The sequence below is a fragment of the Ramlibacter henchirensis genome, from assembly GCF_004682015.1.
Taxonomy (GTDB): domain Bacteria; phylum Pseudomonadota; class Gammaproteobacteria; order Burkholderiales; family Burkholderiaceae_C; genus Ramlibacter; species Ramlibacter henchirensis.
Genome location: NZ_SMLM01000004.1, coordinates 54,175 through 71,347, shown reverse-complemented (window position 1 = coordinate 71,347; position 17,173 = coordinate 54,175). Strand labels below are relative to the sequence as shown.

The 17,173-nt window shown below is 68.9% G+C and carries 19 protein-coding genes and 1 pseudogene; 11 read left to right on the top strand and 9 right to left on the bottom strand.

Annotated elements, in window-relative coordinates; genetic code table 11:
- Window positions 1-118 precede the first annotated feature (118 nt).
- The gene (locus tag EZ313_RS21690; protein WP_135265415.1) at window positions 119-652 is read left to right on the top strand and encodes a DUF4334 domain-containing protein; all 534 of its coding nucleotides are present in this window, start codon (window positions 119-121) and stop codon (window positions 650-652) included.
- Between the two features lie 51 nt (window positions 653-703).
- Here the strand turns inward: EZ313_RS21690 and EZ313_RS23735 are convergent, their stop codons facing one another.
- A complete protein-coding gene (locus EZ313_RS23735; RefSeq protein ID WP_276606977.1) occupies window positions 704-835 on the bottom strand; it encodes a hypothetical protein in 132 nt (43 codons plus the stop codon).
- Window positions 836-860: 25 nt separating this feature from the next.
- Window positions 861-1,136, bottom strand: a pseudogene (locus tag EZ313_RS23825) (tripartite tricarboxylate transporter substrate-binding protein); the annotation flags it as partial.
- A 107-nt stretch (window positions 1,137-1,243) separates the two neighbouring features.
- On the opposite strand from EZ313_RS23825, the gene EZ313_RS21680 reads away from it, so the two are divergent.
- The gene (locus EZ313_RS21680) at window positions 1,244-2,212 is read left to right on the top strand and encodes a Bug family tripartite tricarboxylate transporter substrate binding protein (RefSeq protein WP_135265413.1); all 969 of its coding nucleotides are present in this window, start codon (window positions 1,244-1,246) and stop codon (window positions 2,210-2,212) included.
- Between the two features lie 24 nt (window positions 2,213-2,236).
- On the top strand, window positions 2,237-3,607 hold the full coding sequence (locus EZ313_RS21675; protein ID WP_135265412.1) for an MmgE/PrpD family protein: 1,371 nt from the start codon (window positions 2,237-2,239) through the stop codon (window positions 3,605-3,607).
- Between the two features lie 123 nt (window positions 3,608-3,730).
- Here EZ313_RS21675 and EZ313_RS21670 read toward each other — a convergent pair whose 3' ends face one another.
- The 4 genes from EZ313_RS21670 to EZ313_RS21655 form a co-directional block, all read right to left on the bottom strand.
- Window positions 3,731-4,348 (bottom strand): hypothetical protein, encoded by a 618-nt coding sequence (locus tag EZ313_RS21670; RefSeq protein ID WP_135265411.1) that lies wholly within the window; start codon window positions 4,346-4,348, stop codon window positions 3,731-3,733.
- A gap of 325 nt (window positions 4,349-4,673) precedes the next feature.
- Window positions 4,674-5,795 carry a tricarballylate utilization 4Fe-4S protein TcuB gene (gene tcuB / locus EZ313_RS21665; protein WP_135265410.1) on the bottom strand — a complete coding sequence of 374 codons (1,122 nt, stop codon included), beginning with the start codon at window positions 5,793-5,795 and terminating at the stop codon, window positions 4,674-4,676.
- Window positions 5,782-7,185, bottom strand: coding sequence for an FAD-dependent tricarballylate dehydrogenase TcuA (tcuA, locus tag EZ313_RS21660; RefSeq protein ID WP_135265409.1), 1,404 nt, complete (start codon window positions 7,183-7,185; stop codon window positions 5,782-5,784). The genes tcuB and tcuA overlap by 14 nt, the downstream gene beginning before the upstream one ends.
- Before the next feature lie 81 nt (window positions 7,186-7,266).
- Window positions 7,267-7,521, bottom strand: a complete 255-nt coding sequence (locus EZ313_RS21655; RefSeq protein ID WP_135265408.1) for a hypothetical protein — start codon at window positions 7,519-7,521, stop codon at window positions 7,267-7,269.
- Window positions 7,522-7,649: 128 nt separating this feature from the next.
- Here EZ313_RS21655 and EZ313_RS21650 point away from each other — a divergent pair, with 128 nt between their 5' ends.
- The 3 genes from EZ313_RS21650 (at window position 7,650) to EZ313_RS21640 (ending at window position 9,642) form a co-directional block, all read left to right on the top strand.
- Window positions 7,650-8,465 (top strand): exodeoxyribonuclease III, encoded by an 816-nt coding sequence (locus EZ313_RS21650; RefSeq protein ID WP_135265407.1) that lies wholly within the window; start codon window positions 7,650-7,652, stop codon window positions 8,463-8,465.
- A gap of 28 nt (window positions 8,466-8,493) precedes the next feature.
- On the top strand, window positions 8,494-8,871 hold the full coding sequence (locus tag EZ313_RS21645; RefSeq protein WP_135265406.1) for a hypothetical protein: 378 nt from the start codon (window positions 8,494-8,496) through the stop codon (window positions 8,869-8,871).
- A gap of 144 nt (window positions 8,872-9,015) precedes the next feature.
- The gene (locus tag EZ313_RS21640; protein WP_135265405.1) at window positions 9,016-9,642 is read left to right on the top strand and encodes a hypothetical protein; all 627 of its coding nucleotides are present in this window, start codon (window positions 9,016-9,018) and stop codon (window positions 9,640-9,642) included.
- A 10-nt stretch (window positions 9,643-9,652) separates the two neighbouring features.
- Here the strand turns inward: EZ313_RS21640 and EZ313_RS21635 are convergent, their stop codons facing one another.
- Entirely contained in the window at window positions 9,653-10,210 is a 558-nt protein-coding gene (locus EZ313_RS21635) for a DUF924 family protein (RefSeq protein WP_135265404.1), read from the bottom strand.
- Window positions 10,211-10,294: 84 nt separating this feature from the next.
- Between EZ313_RS21635 and EZ313_RS23390 the strand changes: the two genes are divergently transcribed.
- The 3 genes from EZ313_RS23390 to EZ313_RS21620 all read left to right on the top strand — a co-directional run bounded on the left by EZ313_RS23390 (window position 10,295) and on the right by EZ313_RS21620 (window position 13,415).
- On the top strand, window positions 10,295-10,582 hold the full coding sequence (locus tag EZ313_RS23390; RefSeq protein ID WP_167772694.1) for a hypothetical protein: 288 nt from the start codon (window positions 10,295-10,297) through the stop codon (window positions 10,580-10,582).
- Between the two features lie 103 nt (window positions 10,583-10,685).
- Complete coding sequence (locus tag EZ313_RS21625; protein ID WP_135265402.1) at window positions 10,686-12,968, top strand: YgiQ family radical SAM protein; 2,283 nt, start codon at window positions 10,686-10,688, stop codon at window positions 12,966-12,968.
- A 63-nt stretch (window positions 12,969-13,031) separates the two neighbouring features.
- The gene (locus EZ313_RS21620; RefSeq protein ID WP_135265401.1) at window positions 13,032-13,415 is read left to right on the top strand and encodes a VOC family protein; all 384 of its coding nucleotides are present in this window, start codon (window positions 13,032-13,034) and stop codon (window positions 13,413-13,415) included.
- Between the two features lie 12 nt (window positions 13,416-13,427).
- Here EZ313_RS21620 and EZ313_RS21615 read toward each other — a convergent pair whose 3' ends face one another.
- Window positions 13,428-14,321 (bottom strand): CoA transferase, encoded by an 894-nt coding sequence (locus tag EZ313_RS21615; RefSeq protein WP_135265400.1) that lies wholly within the window; start codon window positions 14,319-14,321, stop codon window positions 13,428-13,430.
- 47 nt (window positions 14,322-14,368) lie between these two features.
- A complete protein-coding gene (gene pobA / locus EZ313_RS21610; protein ID WP_135265399.1) occupies window positions 14,369-15,544 on the bottom strand; it encodes a 4-hydroxybenzoate 3-monooxygenase in 1,176 nt (391 codons plus the stop codon).
- Between the two features lie 124 nt (window positions 15,545-15,668).
- On the opposite strand from pobA, the gene EZ313_RS21605 reads away from it, so the two are divergent.
- On the top strand, window positions 15,669-16,427 hold the full coding sequence (locus tag EZ313_RS21605; RefSeq protein ID WP_135265398.1) for an IclR family transcriptional regulator domain-containing protein: 759 nt from the start codon (window positions 15,669-15,671) through the stop codon (window positions 16,425-16,427).
- 93 nt (window positions 16,428-16,520) lie between these two features.
- Window positions 16,521-17,162 (top strand): peroxiredoxin, encoded by a 642-nt coding sequence (locus tag EZ313_RS21600; protein WP_135265397.1) that lies wholly within the window; start codon window positions 16,521-16,523, stop codon window positions 17,160-17,162.
- Window positions 17,163-17,173: the final 11 nt, after the last annotated feature.

Sequence of the window (17,173 nt, the reverse complement as noted above, 5' to 3'; positions counted from 1 at the left end):
GGATCGAAGATATGGACCCTGCCGGGCTGGCATCAAGTAGGCCGACGCTGACAAATGGCCGCGGCAAAAGCCGATTGCTCGGGGCCCGCGGAAGCGACCGGGGCAGCACGCCGCACCCATGAGTTCGTTCCGTCAGCCCGTTGTGCGCAGCACCGCCGATGCGCTGGCACTCTTCGATTCGCTGGAGCCGGTCGAGGTGGAGGCGATGCTGGGCACGTGGACCGGCGAGGGCTTCCCGACCGGTCATCCTCTGGACGGCGTGCTGGAAGCCTGCCACTGGCAGGGCAAACGCTTGGACAGCCCGGAGCATGCCCATCCGCTGGTGTTCCGCACGTCCGCCGGAGGCACGGTGCACGTCAACCCGGTGCTGTTGGCGGCGGGCATTCCGCTCGCGATGCGCTGGCCGCGCTTCGCCAGGTCCGCATGGTTCGGCCGCCTCTTCCAGGCGCCGCTTCCGCTGCTGGCCACGCGCAAGTCGCGCGCCCGCTTGCGAATGACCACGCACCGGGGCCGCTCGACGGCCACGCTGGTCTATGACCAGCTTCCCATCCTCGACGTGTTCCGCCGCATCGACGCCGACAGCGTGCTGGGTTTGATGGACCTCAAGGGCATGGAGCAGCCGTTCTTCTTCGTCTTGCGGCGGGCGCGCTGAACGGACGGGCGCTGCAAGAGCAGCGCCTGATCGCTGCGCCGCGCCTGGCGCCTACTCCGGCGTGATGCCGGCGTTCTTCACCAGCTCCGCGAAGCGCTTGTACTCCTCCTGGTAGAAGGTGCGCAGCTGCTCCGGCGTGCTGCCGATGACGTCGTAGCCCAGGCTGTCGAGCTTGGAGGACACATCGGGCTGCTGCAGGCTCGCGAAACGTGGACGCGAGCTTGGCGGCCACCGCCTTGGGCGTGGCCGCCGGCGCGTACGCCGCGATCCAGCCGGCCAGGCCAAAGCCCGTGAAGCCCTGCTCCTGGAACGTGGGCAGGTTCGGCAGGCCCTTGTTGCGTTCGGTGCCGGAAATGGCGAGCCGGCGCAAGAGATGCGGCGCGCTAACGCGGGCTGCGAGGGGTGCAGCACCTTGGCCGCCGCGAAGCTCTGCAATTGGCCCACGGTGACGAAGGCCCGCGGGTCCGGCCAGCCAAGGCTTCATTCAGGGCCTCCTTCATTCATGCACGGCACGCAACAAGCCTTCCAAAGGTTGCTATTTACAGCAGGGGAGGGGGCTCGCATCATCGTCCGCACGACAGGAGACAAGACATGCAGCGCCGCCATCTTCTTCAGGCCGCGGCGGCGGCCGTCGCCGCGCCGCGGCTGGCCCTCGCGCAGGGCTATCCCAACAAGTCGATCCGCTACATCGTCCCCGTTTCCGCCGGCGGGGGCAGCGACATGATCGCGCGCGTGGTCACGGAGCGCTGGGGCAAGGCGCTCGGACAGACCTTCGTGGTGGACAACCAGAGCGGCGGCGGCGGCGTGGTGGCCTGCCAGGCCGCGGCGCGCGCGCCGGCCGATGGCTACACGCTGCTGCAGGGCTACGTGGCCACGCACGGCACGACGCCCGCCACGCGCAAGGTGCCCTACGACGCGGTGAAGGACTTCACCCCGATCGGGATGATCGGCGCGACGCCCAACGTGCTGGCGATCAACGCCACGTTGCCGGCCAGGGACATCAAGGAATTCATCGACTACGTCAGGCGCAACCCGGGCAGGGTGAACTACGGCTCGGCCGGGCCGGGGTCGCTGACTCACCTGACGATGGAGCTGTTCAAGCAGGAGACGGGCGGCTTCATGCTGCACATCCCCTACCGCGGCATCGCACCCGCGATCAACGACGTGCTCGGCGGCCAGACGCAGGCGATGTTCCCGGGACTGGCCGCGGCGCTGCCGCACCTGCGCTCGGGCCGCATGCGCGCGTTGGCGGTCACCGGCAAGGAGCGCAGCCCGCAACTCAAGGACGTTCCCACGATGGAGGAAGCCGGCTTCAAGGGCTTCGACGCGATGCAGTGGTACGGCACGGTGGGACCGGCCGGCTTGCCCGCCGACATCGTGCGGCGCCTGAACGAAACGCAGGTCTCGGTGCTCAAGGCGCCAGACCTCGCCGAGAAGCTGGCGGGCGAGGCCGTGGAGCCCTGGCCGATGACGCCGGAGCAGTTCGGCGACTACATGCGCAGCGACATCGCGCGCTGGACCGCGCTGGCCAAGGCGCGAAAGATCCAGCTCGACGAATAGCGGCGGTTTCCAGGAAGCAAGACAGTGGCACGCAACACCCAAGTCGCCGCCGACACGGCGGCCCCCGCGATCACGCAGATCCTCGCGCGCTTCGTGGCGTCCCATCCCGCCAAGGGCTGGAGCGACGCCGTCGAACACGAGGCGCACCGCACCTTCTACAACTGGCTGGGCTGCGCCATCGGCGCGGCGCGCCATGAGGCCGCCGAGGCCGCCGTGTCCGCGGTGCAGCTGCTGCAGCCCTCGCCGCAGGCCACGGTGCTGGGCCGCCCGGAAAAGGTCGACATGGCCAGCGCGGCGCTGGTCAACGGCATCACCTCGCATACCTTCGATTTCGACGACACGCACCTGAAGACCATCATCCACCCGGCCGGGCCGGTCGCTTCGGCCGTGCTCGCGCTGGCCGAGCACAGCGGCAGCAGCGGCCGCGACGTGGTCGATGCGCTGGTGCTGGGGATCGACGTGGCCTGCCGCATCGGCAACGTGATGTACCCGGACCACTACGACCGCGGATGGCACATCACCGGCTCCACCGGCATGCTGGGCGCCGCTGCCGGTTGCGCGCGCCTGCTGCGCCTGGACGAGTGGCGCACGGCGATGGCGCTGGGCATCGCGGCGTCGCAGCCGGTCGGCCTGCGCGAGCAGTTCGGCACCATGACCAAGCCCTTCCATCCCGGAGGCGCGGCCCGCGCGGGCCTGATGTCAGCGCTGCTCGCCAGTCGCGGCTTCACCGCCAGCCCGCGCGCACTGGAGGCCCCGCGCGGATTCGTGCAGGTGGCGTCGGACAAGCGGGCCTGGAACGAAGCGACCGATGAACTCGGTCAGCGCTTCGAGATCTCGTTCAACACCTACAAGCCCTTTGCCTGCGGCATCGTCATCCATCCCAGCATCGACGCCTGCGTGCAGCTGAAGGCGCGTGGCGTCACGCCGGACCAGCTGGAGCGGATCGAGCTGCGCGTTCATCCGCTGGTGCTGGAACTGACCGGCAAGAAGGAGCCGAAGGACGGCCTCCAGGGCAAGTTCAGCGTGTACCACGGCTGCGCGGTCGGCCTGATCCACGGACGCGCGGGGGAGGACGAGTTCTCCGATGCGGTCGTGAACGACCCGCTCGTCGTCGAAACGCGCCGGAAGGTGAACGCCACCGTCGACGACTCGATCAACGAGGAATCGGTGCAGGTGACGGCGGTGCTCAAGGACGGCCGCCGCATCGACGTGGGCGTCGACCACGCCATCGGCTCGCTGCAGAACCCGCTGTCGGACCAGCAGCTCGAGGCCAAGTTCCACGCGCTGGTCGAGCCGCTCCTGGGTGCGGCCAAGGCGCGCGACATCACACGTGCCTGCTGGGGCCTGGCCTCGCAGCCCGACGTGCGCGCCCTGACGGCCTTGTGCCGGCCCTGAACGCCTGCGACGCATCAGCAACTTCGTGGAGGCGGTGAAGGTGGCGGTGCACATTCCGCCGTCGGACCGCAGGATGGAGTTCGACCCCGCGGGCAAGTGCACCGCGGGGTGTGCGGCCGCGCACTAGCGGGCGACAGCGCGCAGCGGCATGCGCTCCAGGGCGGCGGCGCCGCCGCGGGACACGTACTCGACCCAGGCGGTCAGCGTGACCATCAGGAAGAAGCCGCCGAACACCAGCATGGGCCAGGCCGCCATGATCTGCGCCAGCGAGAACTGCCAGTTCAGCGGCCGGCCCACGCCCAGCGCGGCGGCATAGAACCACGACACCGCCGAGACCGCACCGACGAACACCGCGAGCAGGCGGTTGGTCAAGGTCAAGCGCATGAGGGCGCCGGCCTTCTTCATCGCGGGCAGCACGAAGCGCTCCAGCGCGAGGCCGTTGAGGGTGAGGAGCAGCACCACGAAGAACTTGGCCTGCAGCTTGGGATTGAGCATCACGTCGGCGCCGCTTTTCCACACGTCCATCGAGACGACGGCGAAGCCCGTCACCCACAGCGCAAGCAGCGACCGCGCCAACGTGTGGTGCAAGCCGGCCAGGTGGTCGGCTTCCACCTTTCCCCCTTCACTTCGCAGCAGCCCGCGCACCAGCCGCAGGTCGCTCATGAACACCGTGCCCAACGCGATGCAACAGGCGATCAGGTGCAGGTACACGACCCCCATTCGCAACAGATCAAATTTCATCCGTCGTTTTCCTTTCCTCTCTGGTCCCAAAGAAGCCCGTCGGGACTCGGGCGGCGACCCGTGCATCGAATCGCTGGCTCAACTGTGGTGGAATTTTTCTTAGCTCTAAAGGTCGCTTTGAAACATCACGTTCGCTTACGAAAGTGCGCACCGCTAGCTCAGCTGTAGAGGCAGAAAAGCGTGAGCTCATCGAGCGGAAAACCGCATGCGGGTTACATCGGCTCGCAATCGGGTTCAACTTGCTGCACAACAGAAGCACTGCTGTGTTTTGCCGCCCTGCGAAGGCATCCACATGACGCCATCGCTCATTCGCAGCTTGGCTTCTTCAGTCCGCGCCCAGTTGCAGCCGGTTGGGCTGCCGCCGTTCGATCGCCCATTTGAGCAGGGCCGCCGTGCGGTAGACGGCATGCGCGAACTTGCCATAGGGCAGGGTCACGAACAACGCGAGCACCGTGCCGAGGTGCACCGCCAGCAGCAGCGCCATCGCGCCGGTGTCCCGGCAGGCGAGCAGCGCCAGGCCGGTGAGGCTGGTGGCGAACAGCAGCACGATGAACGCCCGGTCCATCGGTCGCTGTTGCGGGTCGCCGTGCAGCGGATGCCGCCGCAGGTTCAGCCACAGCAGGCCCGCCGGTCCGGCGAGCAGCCCGAGTCCCCCTGCGGTGCCAAGCACCACGGGCAGGCTGGTGAGCGGATAAGGCGCGGGCCACCGGAGAGCGTAGTGGTAGAGCGTCGCGACGCAGGTCGAGGCGAAGCACAGCAGGAAGCCGTAGAACGTGAGGTGGTGGAAGCGCCGCCGCAGCCTGGTGAAGCGGTCGTCCCGCTCGTTGCAACCGTCGCCGTGGCCGCCATCGAGGTAGGTGAGGGCGAGCGCGTGCCGGGCAGCTTCGGCGGCGGACGCGCCGCTGGCCGGGCCGGGCGACTGTCCACGCCAGAACCGCGCGGTGCCGATCGACAGCGCGAGCACGGCCCATGCGAATGCGGCGCCGAAGAGGGCCACCATCAGGTTGTGCGGGAACACCGCGTAGAAGTTGCCCGCGAGCGGCTCGTGCAAGAGCGTCCCGCGCAGCGCGAGGACCAGCAGCAGGAACAGCGCCAGTCCGCCGGCGGTCGCGAGCGCGACCGTGATGCCATTGCGGCGATAGAGGGCGCCGAGCGCGCGCGGCCAGGCATGCTCGACGTACGTCTCGCGCCGCACCTGCGCCATCGCGCGCGGCACATTGACCGCGAACTCGTGCGGCGGCGCGTACTGGCAGGCGTGCAGGCAGGCGCCGCAGTTGTGGCACAGGTTGGCCAGGTAGTGGGCGTCGCCCGCGGCGAAGTCCAGCCGCCGCGTCATCGCGGGGAAGACAGCGCAGAAGGACTCGCAATAGCGGCAGGCATTGCAGATCTGCATCTGCCGCGACACTTCCGCCTCGGCGGCGCGTACGAGCGATTCAAGCTGCTGCATGCGCCACGTTCTCCAATGCCGCGGCCGCCGCCCGCGTTCCGGCGATGCGGCCGAAGGCCGTGCCGATGCTCATGCCCACGCCGGCCGTGTAGCCCTGGCCCAGCACGTTGCCGGCCATCATTTCTCCCGCCACGAACAGGTTGTCGCTGGGCGCGCCGCCGAAATGCACGCGCGCGTGCTCGTCGGTCTTCAGGCCCAGGTAGGTGAACGTGATGCCCGGCCGCAGCGCATAGCCGTAGAACGGCGGCTTCACGATCGGGCGCGCCCAGTGCGTCTTGGGCGGCGACAGGCCTTCGGTGTGGCAGTCGTCCAGCACGGTGTGGTCGAAGCTGCCCACGCGGCAGGCCGCGTTGTAGTCCTCGAGCGTGCGCACGAACGTCGGGACATCCAGGCCCAGCGCGCCCGAGAGTTCCGCCGGCGTGTTCGCCCGCACGCCCGGGAACACCGGCGGCATGAAGCGGCCGATGGCCTGGCTGTCGATGATGCAGTAGGCGATCTGCCCCGGCTGCAGCGCAACGAGCCGGCCCCAGATGGCGTAGCGCTTGGGCCAGAAATCCTCGCCCTCGTCGTAGAAGCGCTTCGCCTCCCGGTTGACCATGATGCCCAGCGAAACAGCGTCCACCCGCGTCACGATGCCGCCGTCGTAGAGAGGGGCGCGCGCGTCGATGGCGACGCAGTGGGCCTGCGTCGGGTCGCCGATGATGTCGGCGCCCTGGTCCATCATGTGACGCAACAGCACGCCCTGGTTGAAGCGCGTGCCGCGGATCAGGAAGTTGTCGGCCGGCCACTCGCCGCGCTCGTTCTGCCCCCACGCCTCGCGCAGCCACTCGCGGTTGGATTCGAAGCCGCCGCAGGCCAGCACGCAGGCGCGCGCCTCGATGCGCTCGCCCCCGCAGTACGCGGCGACGAAGCGCCTGTCGTCCAGTTCCAGACGGTCGACCGGCGAGTCGTAGCGCACGTCGACGCAGAGGTTCTCCGCGCTGCGGTAGTACGCGTTGACCAGCGCCTTGCCGCCGCCCATGAAGAAGGCGTTGGTGCGCGAGAGGTGCAGCGTGCCCGCGAGCGAAGGCTGGAAGCGCACGCCGTGCTTTCGCATCCAGGGCCGGCAGGTGGAGGACGCGCGGATCACCAGGCGCGCGAGTTTTTCGTCGGTCGCGCCGCCGGTGACCTTGAGGAGGTCCTGCCAGAACTCTTCTTCCGGGTACGCGTCGACCAGCACGTCCTGCGGCTCGTCGTGCATGCAGCGCAGGTTGCGCGTGTGCTGCGAATTGCCGCCGCGCCATTCGCGCGGGGAGCTTTCGAGGACGAGGACGCTGGCGCCGGCCTCGCGGGCCATCAGCGCGGCGCACAGGGCGGCGTTGCCGCCGCCGACCACGAGGACATCATGCATCCCGCCACTGTAGGGCGCCGCGGCTCTGCCGGACAGGGCGAGGCACGCCGCCGGTGCCGGCGCACGCCAGGAGCCACCGGACTACGGCCGGTCCGGCTTCTCCCGGTCCTTCACGAACCCAGCCTGGTTCTCATCCTTCCCCGGACATGCCTCGCCATCGGCCTGGCTGCGCTCCCGCGACTCGCCTTCCGCCTGCCCGCGGTCGCGCGGCGTGCCGTCGCCGCCCACCTGCGCGTCCAGGCCTTCCACCGGTCCGGTCGCGCGCGCCGCTTCACCGAGCAAGTCGTCCTGCGCCACGGGCGTGCCGGGGGCGCCCTGCTGCTTTTTCTCAGCCATGGTGTGCTCCTGAAAGAGTCCGGCCCAATCTAGTCGGGCGAGGAGGGCGGCACCGTAGGACGCCGCCGTCCCTCAAGGCGCGGTCCTACGGCAGCGCTCTGGCGGCGGAGCCATGATCGGCAGCGCCGATGAAGATCGCCACCTTCAACGTGAACGGCATCAAGACGCGGCTGCCCAACCTGCTGGAATGGCTCGAGCGGGAGCAGCCGGACGTGGCCTGCCTGCAGGAGCTGAAGGCACTGGACGGCGCGTTCCCCGTGCGCGAATTGCGCGAGGCAGGCTACCACTCGCTGTGGAAGGGCCAGCGCTCGTGGAATGGGGTGGCGATCCTCAGCCGTGGCGGCGAGCCGGTCGAGGCGCGGCGCGAACTGCCGGGCGATCCGGACGACACGCACAGCCGATACCTGGAAGCCGCGGTCGACGGGCTCGTCGTGTGCTGCCTCTACCTGCCCAACGGAAACCCGCAACCGGGTCCCAAGTTCGACTACAAGCTGGCCTGGTTCGAGCGGCTGATCGAGCATGCGGCCGGGCTGGTCGACGGGCCGCATCCCGTCGTGATCGCCGGCGACTACAACGTCGTGCCCACTGACTTCGACATCTACAACCCGCGCTCCTGGCTCAAGGACGCGCTGCTGCAGCCCGAGAGCCGCGAGTGCTACGCGAGGCTGCTCGCGCAGGGCTGGACCGATGCGCTGCGGCACCTGCATCCGGACGAGCCCATCTTCACGTTCTGGGACTACTTCCGCCAGCACTGGCAGCGCAATGCGGGCTTGCGCATCGACCACCTGCTGCTCAACCCGGTGCTCGCGCCCTGCCTCAAGGAAGCCGGCGTCGACACCTGGGTGCGCGGGCAGCCCCATGCCAGCGACCATGCGCCCACGTGGATCACGTTGGACCTGCAAAGACTCAAGCCGCCGACGCCCACGCGCCGCCGCGCGAGTTGACAATCAACGTCCCTGCAAGGAGCACCGCATGAGCACCATCCTCGCCGCCTTCGATGACCGCCACGCCGCACAGATGGCGCTGCACCGGCTGGCGCACGAAGGCATCGCGCGCGACGACCTGCACATCGAGCACGACCTGGAGCGCCTGAAGGCGGTGAGCCGCGTGCGCCGGCGGCAGGCGGACACGTCGGTGCTCGGCGCGCTCGGACGGGTGTTCGGCGACCTGGTGAAGCTCAACGTCGACCACCACCACGTCGACGTGGTGACCGAGGCGGTGGAGCGGGGCGCCATCGTGCTGGTGGCGCGCACGCCCGATTCCGGGCTGGCCGACCGCGCGGCGGCGCTGCTCAAGGAAGCGGGCGCCTTCAGCGTCGGCGTGCATGCCGCGGCGCTGCATACGCGTTAGGCCGCGTTGGCGGCGCGCAGAGGCCTGGCGAACCAGCGTCCGGTGAGCAAATTCCGTAAGGGCCACGCCCCTTTTGCCTAGCGTCACGGATGGGCTCACTGACGATAGTTGTTACCCATGGCAACAAATGCAGGAAGCCACCCGATGAGCAAGGACGAACGACCTTTCGACGAGCCCGCGGCCCAGGCCGGCGAGGCGACCGCGGGTGAGTCCGACGGCAGCTCGCCGGTGGCCCTGGAGCGCCGCACGCTGACGCTGCTGTTCGTCGAGCACCTGCCCGTGGAAATGCGCACGGAAGTCCTGGACGAGGAGCTGGAGATGCAGCTCGAGTGGCTGGCCGCGCGGCACCACGGCATCCGCGACCGCCTCGCGCCCTCCGGCGGCGCTTCGCTGTTCTTCGACGACGCCGTCGATTGCGTGCGCATGGCGATGGCGCTGCAGCACAGCGCGGCCCCGCTGCGCCTGCGCATGGGCATCAGCACGGCGTCTTGCCAGATCGCGCGTTTCTCGCGCGGCGGCGAGGCCTTCGCAACGCTGCTGGGCGCCGAGGGCGAGCTGGCGGCCCGCGTGGCCGCGGGCGCTTCCGCCGGCAGCATCCTGATCTCGCCTTCGACCTACACGCTGGTGCGCGACGCGGTGCACGCCGACAGCCGCGACTGCCTGCTGGCCGAGGAACTGGACACGCACCACCAGCCGCTGGCTTCGATCACCGCCACGCCCACGCGTCCGGGCGGGGAGTTCAGCACCTTCGCCGGCCTCGGCGTCTACTGACCCGGCCCGTCTAGCCCGCGAAACCGCCTTCCGCGAGGAACGCGCGCTCCGCGGCCGTCGAGTTGCGGCCCAGCAGCGCGTTGCGGTGCGGGAAGCGCCCGAACCGAGCCACCACGTCATGGTGGTGGATGGCCCAGCGTTCCGATTCGGGGTCGAGCGTGCGGGCCAGCTCCACGGCCCGCACCTGGTCGGGCAGCCACTCCGAATGCGAGAAGGGCAGGTGGAAGAAGCCCTGCATCGCTTGCGCCACCTGCCCGCGCTGCCCTGCTTCGACCGCCTGCTGGGCGACCAGCCGCGCCAGGGCGTCCGTTGCGTACATCCGCGCCGAGCCGCGGAAGGCGTTGCGCGGGAACTGGTCCAGCAGCACCAGCAGGCCCAGCGAACCCTCGGCCGTTCGCCGCCAATCGTCGAGCAGCTCGCCGTGTGCCGCGGCCGCGTGCGCCGGCAGGAAGCGGTCGCGGAACTCGCGGTCGAACGCCTCGTCCTTGCGGAACCAGCGGTCGGCCCCCGCGTCGCTCCAGAAACGGACGACTTCGGTGGGGCTGGCGAGCATCTGCGACCGGGACATGGACGGATGGTATCGGTGCGTGCCTACAGCCTGGGGCGGGTCCGGCTCCTAGAGTGGACCGCAATGCACGACAAGGAGTCGAACATGAGCGGCAACCAGAGCATCGGGCGCGGCCCGGCCCACGGCAGCAACGAGAACCACGACGGCGATCCCACCCACAAGACGCTGGGCGAGGACGCGTCGCAGAACGAGGCGCCGGCCGGCAGCGACCTAGTGGACGAGGCGGCGCCGGACATGCCTGCAGGCGTGAAGGGCGGGGCAGCCAAGCCCGGCATCGCCAAGGGCCCGCAGAGCTTCCCGGATGGCCCCAACGTGGAGAGCAGCCCCTGGGAGCTGGAGGCCGCGCGGGGCCGCGTGCCGAAGGAAAAGTAAAGCGGGCCGGGTGTCCTCGATCCCGTAAGGACACCGCCTCGCGCCGGGGCGCTCCGAGGCGCCGGAACTTAAAATCCCGGGTCCTCCCCCCCGGTCCCCTGCCTTGAACGCCCCCGTCGACGTTTCCCTGTTCGCGCGCGCCGCCAAGCCGATCACCAGCTATCGGCGGTACTGGGCTGCGCGCTTCGGCACGGCGCCGTTCTTGCCGATGAGCCGGGAGGAGATGGACAGGCTCGGCTGGGACAGCTGCGACATCATCATCGTCACGGGCGACGCCTACGTCGACCACCCGAGCTTCGGCATGGCCGTGATCGGCCGTGTGCTCGAGGCGCAGGGCTTCCGGGTGGGCATCATCGCCCAGCCCGACTGGCAATCGGCCGACCCGTTCAAGGCGCTCGGCAAGCCGAACCTGTTCTTCGGCGTGACGGCGGGGAACATGGATTCGATGATCAACCGGTACACGGCCGACCGGAAGATCCGCAGCGACGACGCGTACACACCCGGCGACGCGGGCGGCAAGCGGCCCGACCGCGCGTCGCTGGTCTATTCGCAGCGCTGTCGCGAAGCGTTCCCCGAGGCGCCCATCGTGCTCGGAGGCATCGAAGGCAGCCTGCGGCGCATCGCGCACTACGACTACTGGCAGGACAAGGTGCGCCGCTCGGTGCTGGTGGACAGCAAGGCCGACCTGCTGCTGTACGGCAATGCCGAGCGCGCCATCGTGGAGATTGCGCACCGGCTCGCTTCGAAGGAGCCCGTTTCGCAGATCACCGATGTGCGCGGCACCGCCTTCATCCGGCGCGACACGCCGGAAGGCTGGTTCCAGATCGATTCCACGGAAGTTGACCGGCCGGGGCGGGTCGAGGACCACGTGAATCCGTACATGACGGTGGCGGAGCAGGCGAACGCGCAGGGCTCGTCGTGCACCAAGGAAGAACTCCCTCTCCCGCTTGCAGGAGAGGGCGGGGGTGAGAGCGCTCGAGTGCTCAAGTTCGTGCCGAACCCGCGCCTGAAACTGAACCGCGACCGCACCGTCATCCGCCTCCCGTCCTACGACCAGGTCAAGTCCGACCCGGTCCTCTACGCCCACGCCAATCGCGTCCTGCACCTCGAAACCAATCCGGGCAATGCCCGCGCGCTGGTGCAGGCCCACGGCGATCGCGATGTCTGGCTCAATCCGCCGCCGATCCCGCTGACCACGGCGGAGATGGACCACGTGTTCGGCCTGCCTTACGCGCGCAGTCCGCATCCGGCCTATGCCGACGAGAACGGCTCGCACGACGGCGCGACGAAGATCCCTGCGTGGGAGATGATCCGCTTCAGCGTGAACATCATGCGCGGCTGCTTCGGCGGCTGCACCTTCTGCTCCATCACCGAGCACGAGGGCCGCATCATCCAGAGCCGCAGCGAGGACTCCGTCATTCGCGAGATCGAGGAGATCCGCGACAAGGTGGCGGGTTTCACCGGCGTCATCTCCGACCTGGGCGGCCCCACGGCCAACATGTACCGCATCGGCTGCAAGTCGCCCGAGATCGAATCGGCGTGCCGCAAGCCCAGCTGCGTGTACCCGGGCATCTGCCCGAATCTGAACACCGATCACCGGCACCTGGTCTCGATGTACCGCCGGGCGCGCTCGCTCAAGGGCATCAAGAAGATCCTGATCGGCTCCGGCCTGCGCTACGACCTGGCGGTGCAGTCGCCCGAGTACGTGAAGGAACTGGTGCAGCACCACGTGGGCGGCTACCTGAAGATCGCCCCCGAGCACACCGAGGCCGGGCCGCTGTCGAAGATGATGAAGCCCGGCATCGGCAGCTACGACCGCTTCAAGCAGATGTTCGAGAAGTTCTCGGCCGAGGCGGGCAAGAAGCAGTACCTGATCCCGTACTTCATCGCGGCCCACCCGGGCACCAGCGACGAGGACATGATGAACCTCGCGGTCTGGCTCAAGCGCAATGGCTTTCGCGCCGACCAGGTGCAGACCTTCTATCCCAGCCCAATGGCCACGGCGACGGCCATGTACCACTCGGGCCGCAACACGCTGCGCAAGGTGCGGCGCGAGGCGACGGAAGAAGACAGCGTCGACGTCGTGCGGGGCGAGAAGCGCCGGCGGCTGCACAAGGCCTTCCTGCGCTACCACGACCCGAACAACTGGCCCCTGCTGCGCGAGGCGCTCAAGTCGATGGGCCGCGCCGACCTGATCGGCAACGGCAAGCACCATCTGATCCCGAGTTTCCAGCCGGTGACGGACGGCAGCTACAACAGCGCGCGGCGCAAGAACTCGACGCCTGCCGCGAAGCCGCGCAAGGGCACGGTGCTCACGCAGCACACCGGCCTGCCGCCGCGGGTGACCGGCGGGGCCAAGGCCGCGCCTCGCAGCAAGCCGCGCTGAGGCGTTACAGCCGGTGGCGATCCGGCCTCCTAGACTGGGTTCAAACCGCCCAAGGAGAACGCCATGCTGAGCCAAGCTCCCCTGTACGCGTACGTCCCCGTCCACGACCTGGAGCGTGCCCGGGCGTTCTACGAGCAGAAGCTCGGACTGCAGCCGGGCGAGCCGGTGGCCGGCGGCCTGACCTTCCGGTGCGGCGCGGGCACGGCGTTCTTCATGTACCTCTCGGCGGGCGCCGGCACCAACAAGGCCAGCACCGCCTTCTGGACCGTGAAGGACGTGCGCGCGACGGTGACCTGGCTGAAGCGACGCGGCGTGGTGTTCGAGGAGTACGACACGCCGGACATGAAGACGGTGGACAGCATCTTCACCGGCGGCGGCGCCGCGGCCGCGTGGTTCAAGGACACGGAGGGCAACATCCTGGCCATCATTTCGGAGGCGCCCGCTTGACAGCAGGCCGCGTCAACCGGCCTGCATCGTGTGCAGCGGCAGGTCTTTCTCCCGGGCCAGCCGTTCCAATTCGTCGCAGGTCCGGCTCGCAAAGAATTTTGCAATGCTTTCGTGCGTGGCCCGCGCGAACATCGCCTTGATGTCCGATGCCGACACGCCCGCAGCCGCGCAGAGCGCAGAAGCAAAATGGGGTTCAAGCGCGGCGACGGCCACGCGGCCGTCGCGGCACGCGTAGATGCGGTAGCCGGCATGCGCGCCGCCGACCGCGCCGGAGGGCTGCGTGAGTCCCCAGCGGCGGGGCAGCGCCAGGTACGCGGCGGCATCGGACAGGGCCACTTCGAAGTAACGCCCTTTCGGATGCACGTCGCCCGATCCCGCGTAGCGCTCGGCCTGCAGCAGCGCGGCCTGCAGCACCGCCTCGCTGGCCATCACCGAGCCGCCCATGTCGGCGAACAGCGTGGCGGGCAGCTCGGTGCCGGTGACGAGTCCGTTCTCGGCGAGGTAGGTGAGGTCGTGTCCCGGCACTTCGGCCGCATCGCCCGGCCCGCCGACGATCGCCACCTGGCAGAGCGAGGGATGGCGGCTGTGAAGCTGGAGCCAGTCGAGCCCCAGCTTCTTCATCGCCGAAGGCCGGAACGAGGTGAGCAGGACGTCCGTGCGCGCGAGTTCGCGGTGCACCAGCGCCCGGCCTTCCTCGCTCTTCAGGTCCGCTTGCAGGACCTTCACGCCTTCGTGCAGTTCCGCGTACGCGGCCGGGTTGTAGTGCTGCATCGGATCGCCCGACGGCGGTTCGAGCTTGGTGCAGGTCGCGCCCATCCGGCGGCAGCGCATCAGCGCCGCGGGGCCCGGCAGGTTGAGCGCGAGGCTGAGGATGCGGACGTTGGCGAGGGGGCGCGGCGGCGTCATGCCGCTAGGCTAGCAGAGCGGCCTCGCGCCTGCGGTCGGGCCGTGGCCTAGAGGGGCAGCCCGACGTAGTTCTCCGCGAGGGCGGTGGAAGCCGCCTCGGAATGCACCAGGTACTCGAGCTCGGCTTCCTGCAGCTTCTGGTTGAACGCGCCCATGTCGGGGAAGCTGTGCATCAGCGTCGTGAGCCACCAGGAGAATCGCTCCGCCTTCCAGACACGATGCAGCGCCCGGTCGGAGTAGTGGTCGAGCCCCGCGGCGCTGCGTTCGCGGTAGTGCTCGATGAACGCGGACGACAGGTACTTCACGTCGCTGGCCGCGAGGTTCAGGCCCTTGGCTCCCGTGGGGGGCACGATGTGCGCGGCGTCGCCCGCGAGGAACAGGCGGCCGAATCGCATCGGCTCGGCGACGAAGCTGCGCAACGGGGCGATGCTCTTCTCGATCGAAGGTCCGGTGATGATGTTGTCTGCGAGGTGCGGGTCCACCCGGCGCTTCAGTTCGTCCCAGAAGCGGTCGTCCGGCCAGTCCTGGACCCGGTCGTCGACCGGGCACTGAACGTAGTAGCGGCTGCGCGTGAGGCTGCGCATCGAGCACAGCGAAAAGCCGCGTTCGCTGTTGCCGTAGACGATGGCGTGCGGGGACACCGGCGGCACGTCGGCCAGCACGCCCAGCCAGCCGAAGGGATAGACCTTCTCGTATTCGGTCACGTGGTCCTGCACCGTCGCGCGAGACACGCCGTGGAAGCCGTCGCAGCCCGCGATGAAATCGCAGTGGAGCTCGTGCTCCTGCCCGCCGTGCCGGTAGCGCAGCAGGGGCTTGTCACCGTCGAATCCGTGCAGGCTCACGTCGGCGGCTTCGTAGACCGTGGGCAGTCCCGCCGCCTGGCGCGCTTCCATCAGGTCGCGGGTGAGCTCCGTCTGGCCGTAGGCGGTCACGACCTTGCCGCCGGTGAGGCGATCCACGTCGATCGGGTGGCGCTCGCCCCGGAAGACGAGTTCGATCGCGTGGTGGACGACACCCTCGCGGTGCAGACGCGCGCCGATGCCGGCCTCGTCCATCAGGTCGACCGTGACCTGCTCCAGGATGCCGGCCCGGATGCGGCCGAGCACGTACTCGGCGGTCTGGCGCTCCAGGATCACGTTGTCGATGCCGGCCTTGTGCAAGAGCTGGCCGAGCAGCAGCCCCGCGGGGCCGGCGCCGATGATGGCGATCTGGGTCTTGGGCATCGTTCGTCTCCTGGATCTTGCTTCCGCGCAGCTTAGGCGCGCGGGCGGCGGCTGGGGAGGGAGGCGCTCGACGTTTGTGCGATCATTGCGCCGCTTGCGCGATGATCGCGCAGCCAGACCCGACATGATCGCCCGCGCCGATTTCATCGACGGCATGGCCAAGGGGATGGCCGTGCTCGAGAGCTTCGACACCGAACGCCAGCGCCTGAACGCCACGCTGGCGGCGCAGCGCGCCGGCCTCACGCGCGCGGCCGCGCGGCGTCACCTGCTGACCCTGACGCACCTCGGTTACCTGGAAACGGACGGCAGCTACTTCTGGCTGGCGCCCAAGGTGCTGCGGTTCTCCGGCAGCTATCTCGCCTCGGCGCGCTTGCCGCGGGCGCTGCAGCCGACGCTGGATCGGCTCGCTGCACGCACGGGAGAAGCCTTCTCGGCCGTCGTGCTCGACGGCGACCAGGTCGTGATCATCGCCCGCAGCGGGCCGGCGACGCGCATGCTGGCGTATGGGCTGCACCTGGGTGCCCGGCTGCCAGCCCACGCCACCTCGACCGGGCGAGTGCTGCTGGCCGCCAAGGCCAAGGCCGAGTTCGTGGCCTGGCTCAAGGGCCGCGAACTGCCGCGCCTGACGGCGCACACCGTCCTTGACCCGAAGCAGCTGCGCCGCATCGTCGAGCAGGTGCGGCAGCAGGACTGGTGCATCGCCAGCGAGGAGCATGAACTGGGAGTGCATGCCGCGGCCGTTCCGCTTCGGAACCTGGAGGGCCGGGCCGTCGCCGCGCTGAATGTCGTGACGCGGCTGGAACGGCTGCAGGGGCCGGTGTTCGCGCGCGAGGTGCTGCCTCTGCTGCAGGACGCGGCGCGCGAATTGCGGCCGTTGCTGTGAGAGCGAGCGCGGAATAAGCAAACAACAAGAGATTCGTTGGGTTTTCATAACCGAATCCCCACAATTCCTGTTCCTCTTATTCGCAGGAACGACATGGCGACGCTTCGTCTGGGTGACACCGCCCCGGATTTCCAGCAGGACTCCACCGACGGCCCGATCTCCTTCCACAACTGGGCGGGCGAGTCGTGGGTCGTGTTCTTCTCGCACCCGGCGGACTTCACGCCCGTGTGCACGACTGAACTGGGCAGGACCGCCACGCTCGACCGGGAGTTCGCGCAGCGCAATGTGAAACCGATCGCGGTGAGCGTGGACCCGGTAGATTCGCACCTGCAGTGGGTGGGCGACATCAACGAGACGCAGAAGACGACGGTGAACTTCCCGATCCTGGCCGACGCCGACAGGAAGGTCGCCACGCTGTACGACATGATCCACCCGAACTCGCTGGTCAACGCCACCGTGCGCAGCGTGTTCATCATCGACCCGAAGAAAACCATCCGCGCCACGCTCACCTACCCGGCGAGCACCGGCCGCAACTTCGACGAGATCCTGCGCATCATTGATTCGCTGCAGCTGACCGACAGCCACAAGGTCGCGACGCCCGCCAACTGGAAGGTCGGCGATGACGTGGTGATCCTGCCGAGCCTGCAGGACCCGGAGGAACTGGCCAGGCACTTTCCCAAGGGGTTCAGGGCTGTCAAGCCGTACCTGCGCCTGACCCCGCAACCGAACCGGTAAAACAAAGGTGA

Excerpts from the sequence above, each read along its gene's own strand:
- EZ313_RS21690 (WP_135265415.1), top strand. The coding sequence starts at position 119 with ATGAGTTCGTTCCGTCAGCCCGTTGTGCGCAGCACCGCCGATGCGCTG.
- EZ313_RS21640 (WP_135265405.1), top strand. The coding sequence starts at position 9,016 with ATGAGCAAGGACGAACGACCTTTCGACGAGCCCGCGGCCCAGGCCGGC.
- EZ313_RS21670 (WP_135265411.1), bottom strand. The coding sequence starts at position 4,348 with ATGAAATTTGATCTGTTGCGAATGGGGGTCGTGTACCTGCACCTGATC.
- tcuB (WP_135265410.1), bottom strand. The coding sequence starts at position 5,795 with ATGCAGCAGCTTGAATCGCTCGTACGCGCCGCCGAGGCGGAAGTGTCG.
- EZ313_RS21620 (WP_135265401.1), top strand. The coding sequence starts at position 13,032 with ATGCTGAGCCAAGCTCCCCTGTACGCGTACGTCCCCGTCCACGACCTG.
- EZ313_RS21600 (WP_135265397.1), top strand. The coding sequence starts at position 16,521 with ATGGCGACGCTTCGTCTGGGTGACACCGCCCCGGATTTCCAGCAGGAC.
- EZ313_RS21680 (WP_135265413.1), top strand. The coding sequence starts at position 1,244 with ATGCAGCGCCGCCATCTTCTTCAGGCCGCGGCGGCGGCCGTCGCCGCG.
- EZ313_RS21645 (WP_135265406.1), top strand. The coding sequence starts at position 8,494 with ATGAGCACCATCCTCGCCGCCTTCGATGACCGCCACGCCGCACAGATG.
- tcuA (WP_135265409.1), bottom strand. The coding sequence starts at position 7,185 with ATGCATGATGTCCTCGTGGTCGGCGGCGGCAACGCCGCCCTGTGCGCC.
- EZ313_RS21615 (WP_135265400.1), bottom strand. The coding sequence starts at position 14,321 with ATGACGCCGCCGCGCCCCCTCGCCAACGTCCGCATCCTCAGCCTCGCG.
- EZ313_RS23390 (WP_167772694.1), top strand. The coding sequence starts at position 10,295 with ATGAGCGGCAACCAGAGCATCGGGCGCGGCCCGGCCCACGGCAGCAAC.
- EZ313_RS21655 (WP_135265408.1), bottom strand. The coding sequence starts at position 7,521 with ATGGCTGAGAAAAAGCAGCAGGGCGCCCCCGGCACGCCCGTGGCGCAG.
- EZ313_RS21635 (WP_135265404.1), bottom strand. The coding sequence starts at position 10,210 with ATGTCCCGGTCGCAGATGCTCGCCAGCCCCACCGAAGTCGTCCGTTTC.
- pobA (WP_135265399.1), bottom strand. The coding sequence starts at position 15,544 with ATGCCCAAGACCCAGATCGCCATCATCGGCGCCGGCCCCGCGGGGCTG.
- EZ313_RS21605 (WP_135265398.1), top strand. The coding sequence starts at position 15,669 with ATGATCGCCCGCGCCGATTTCATCGACGGCATGGCCAAGGGGATGGCC.
- EZ313_RS21650 (WP_135265407.1), top strand. The coding sequence starts at position 7,650 with ATGAAGATCGCCACCTTCAACGTGAACGGCATCAAGACGCGGCTGCCC.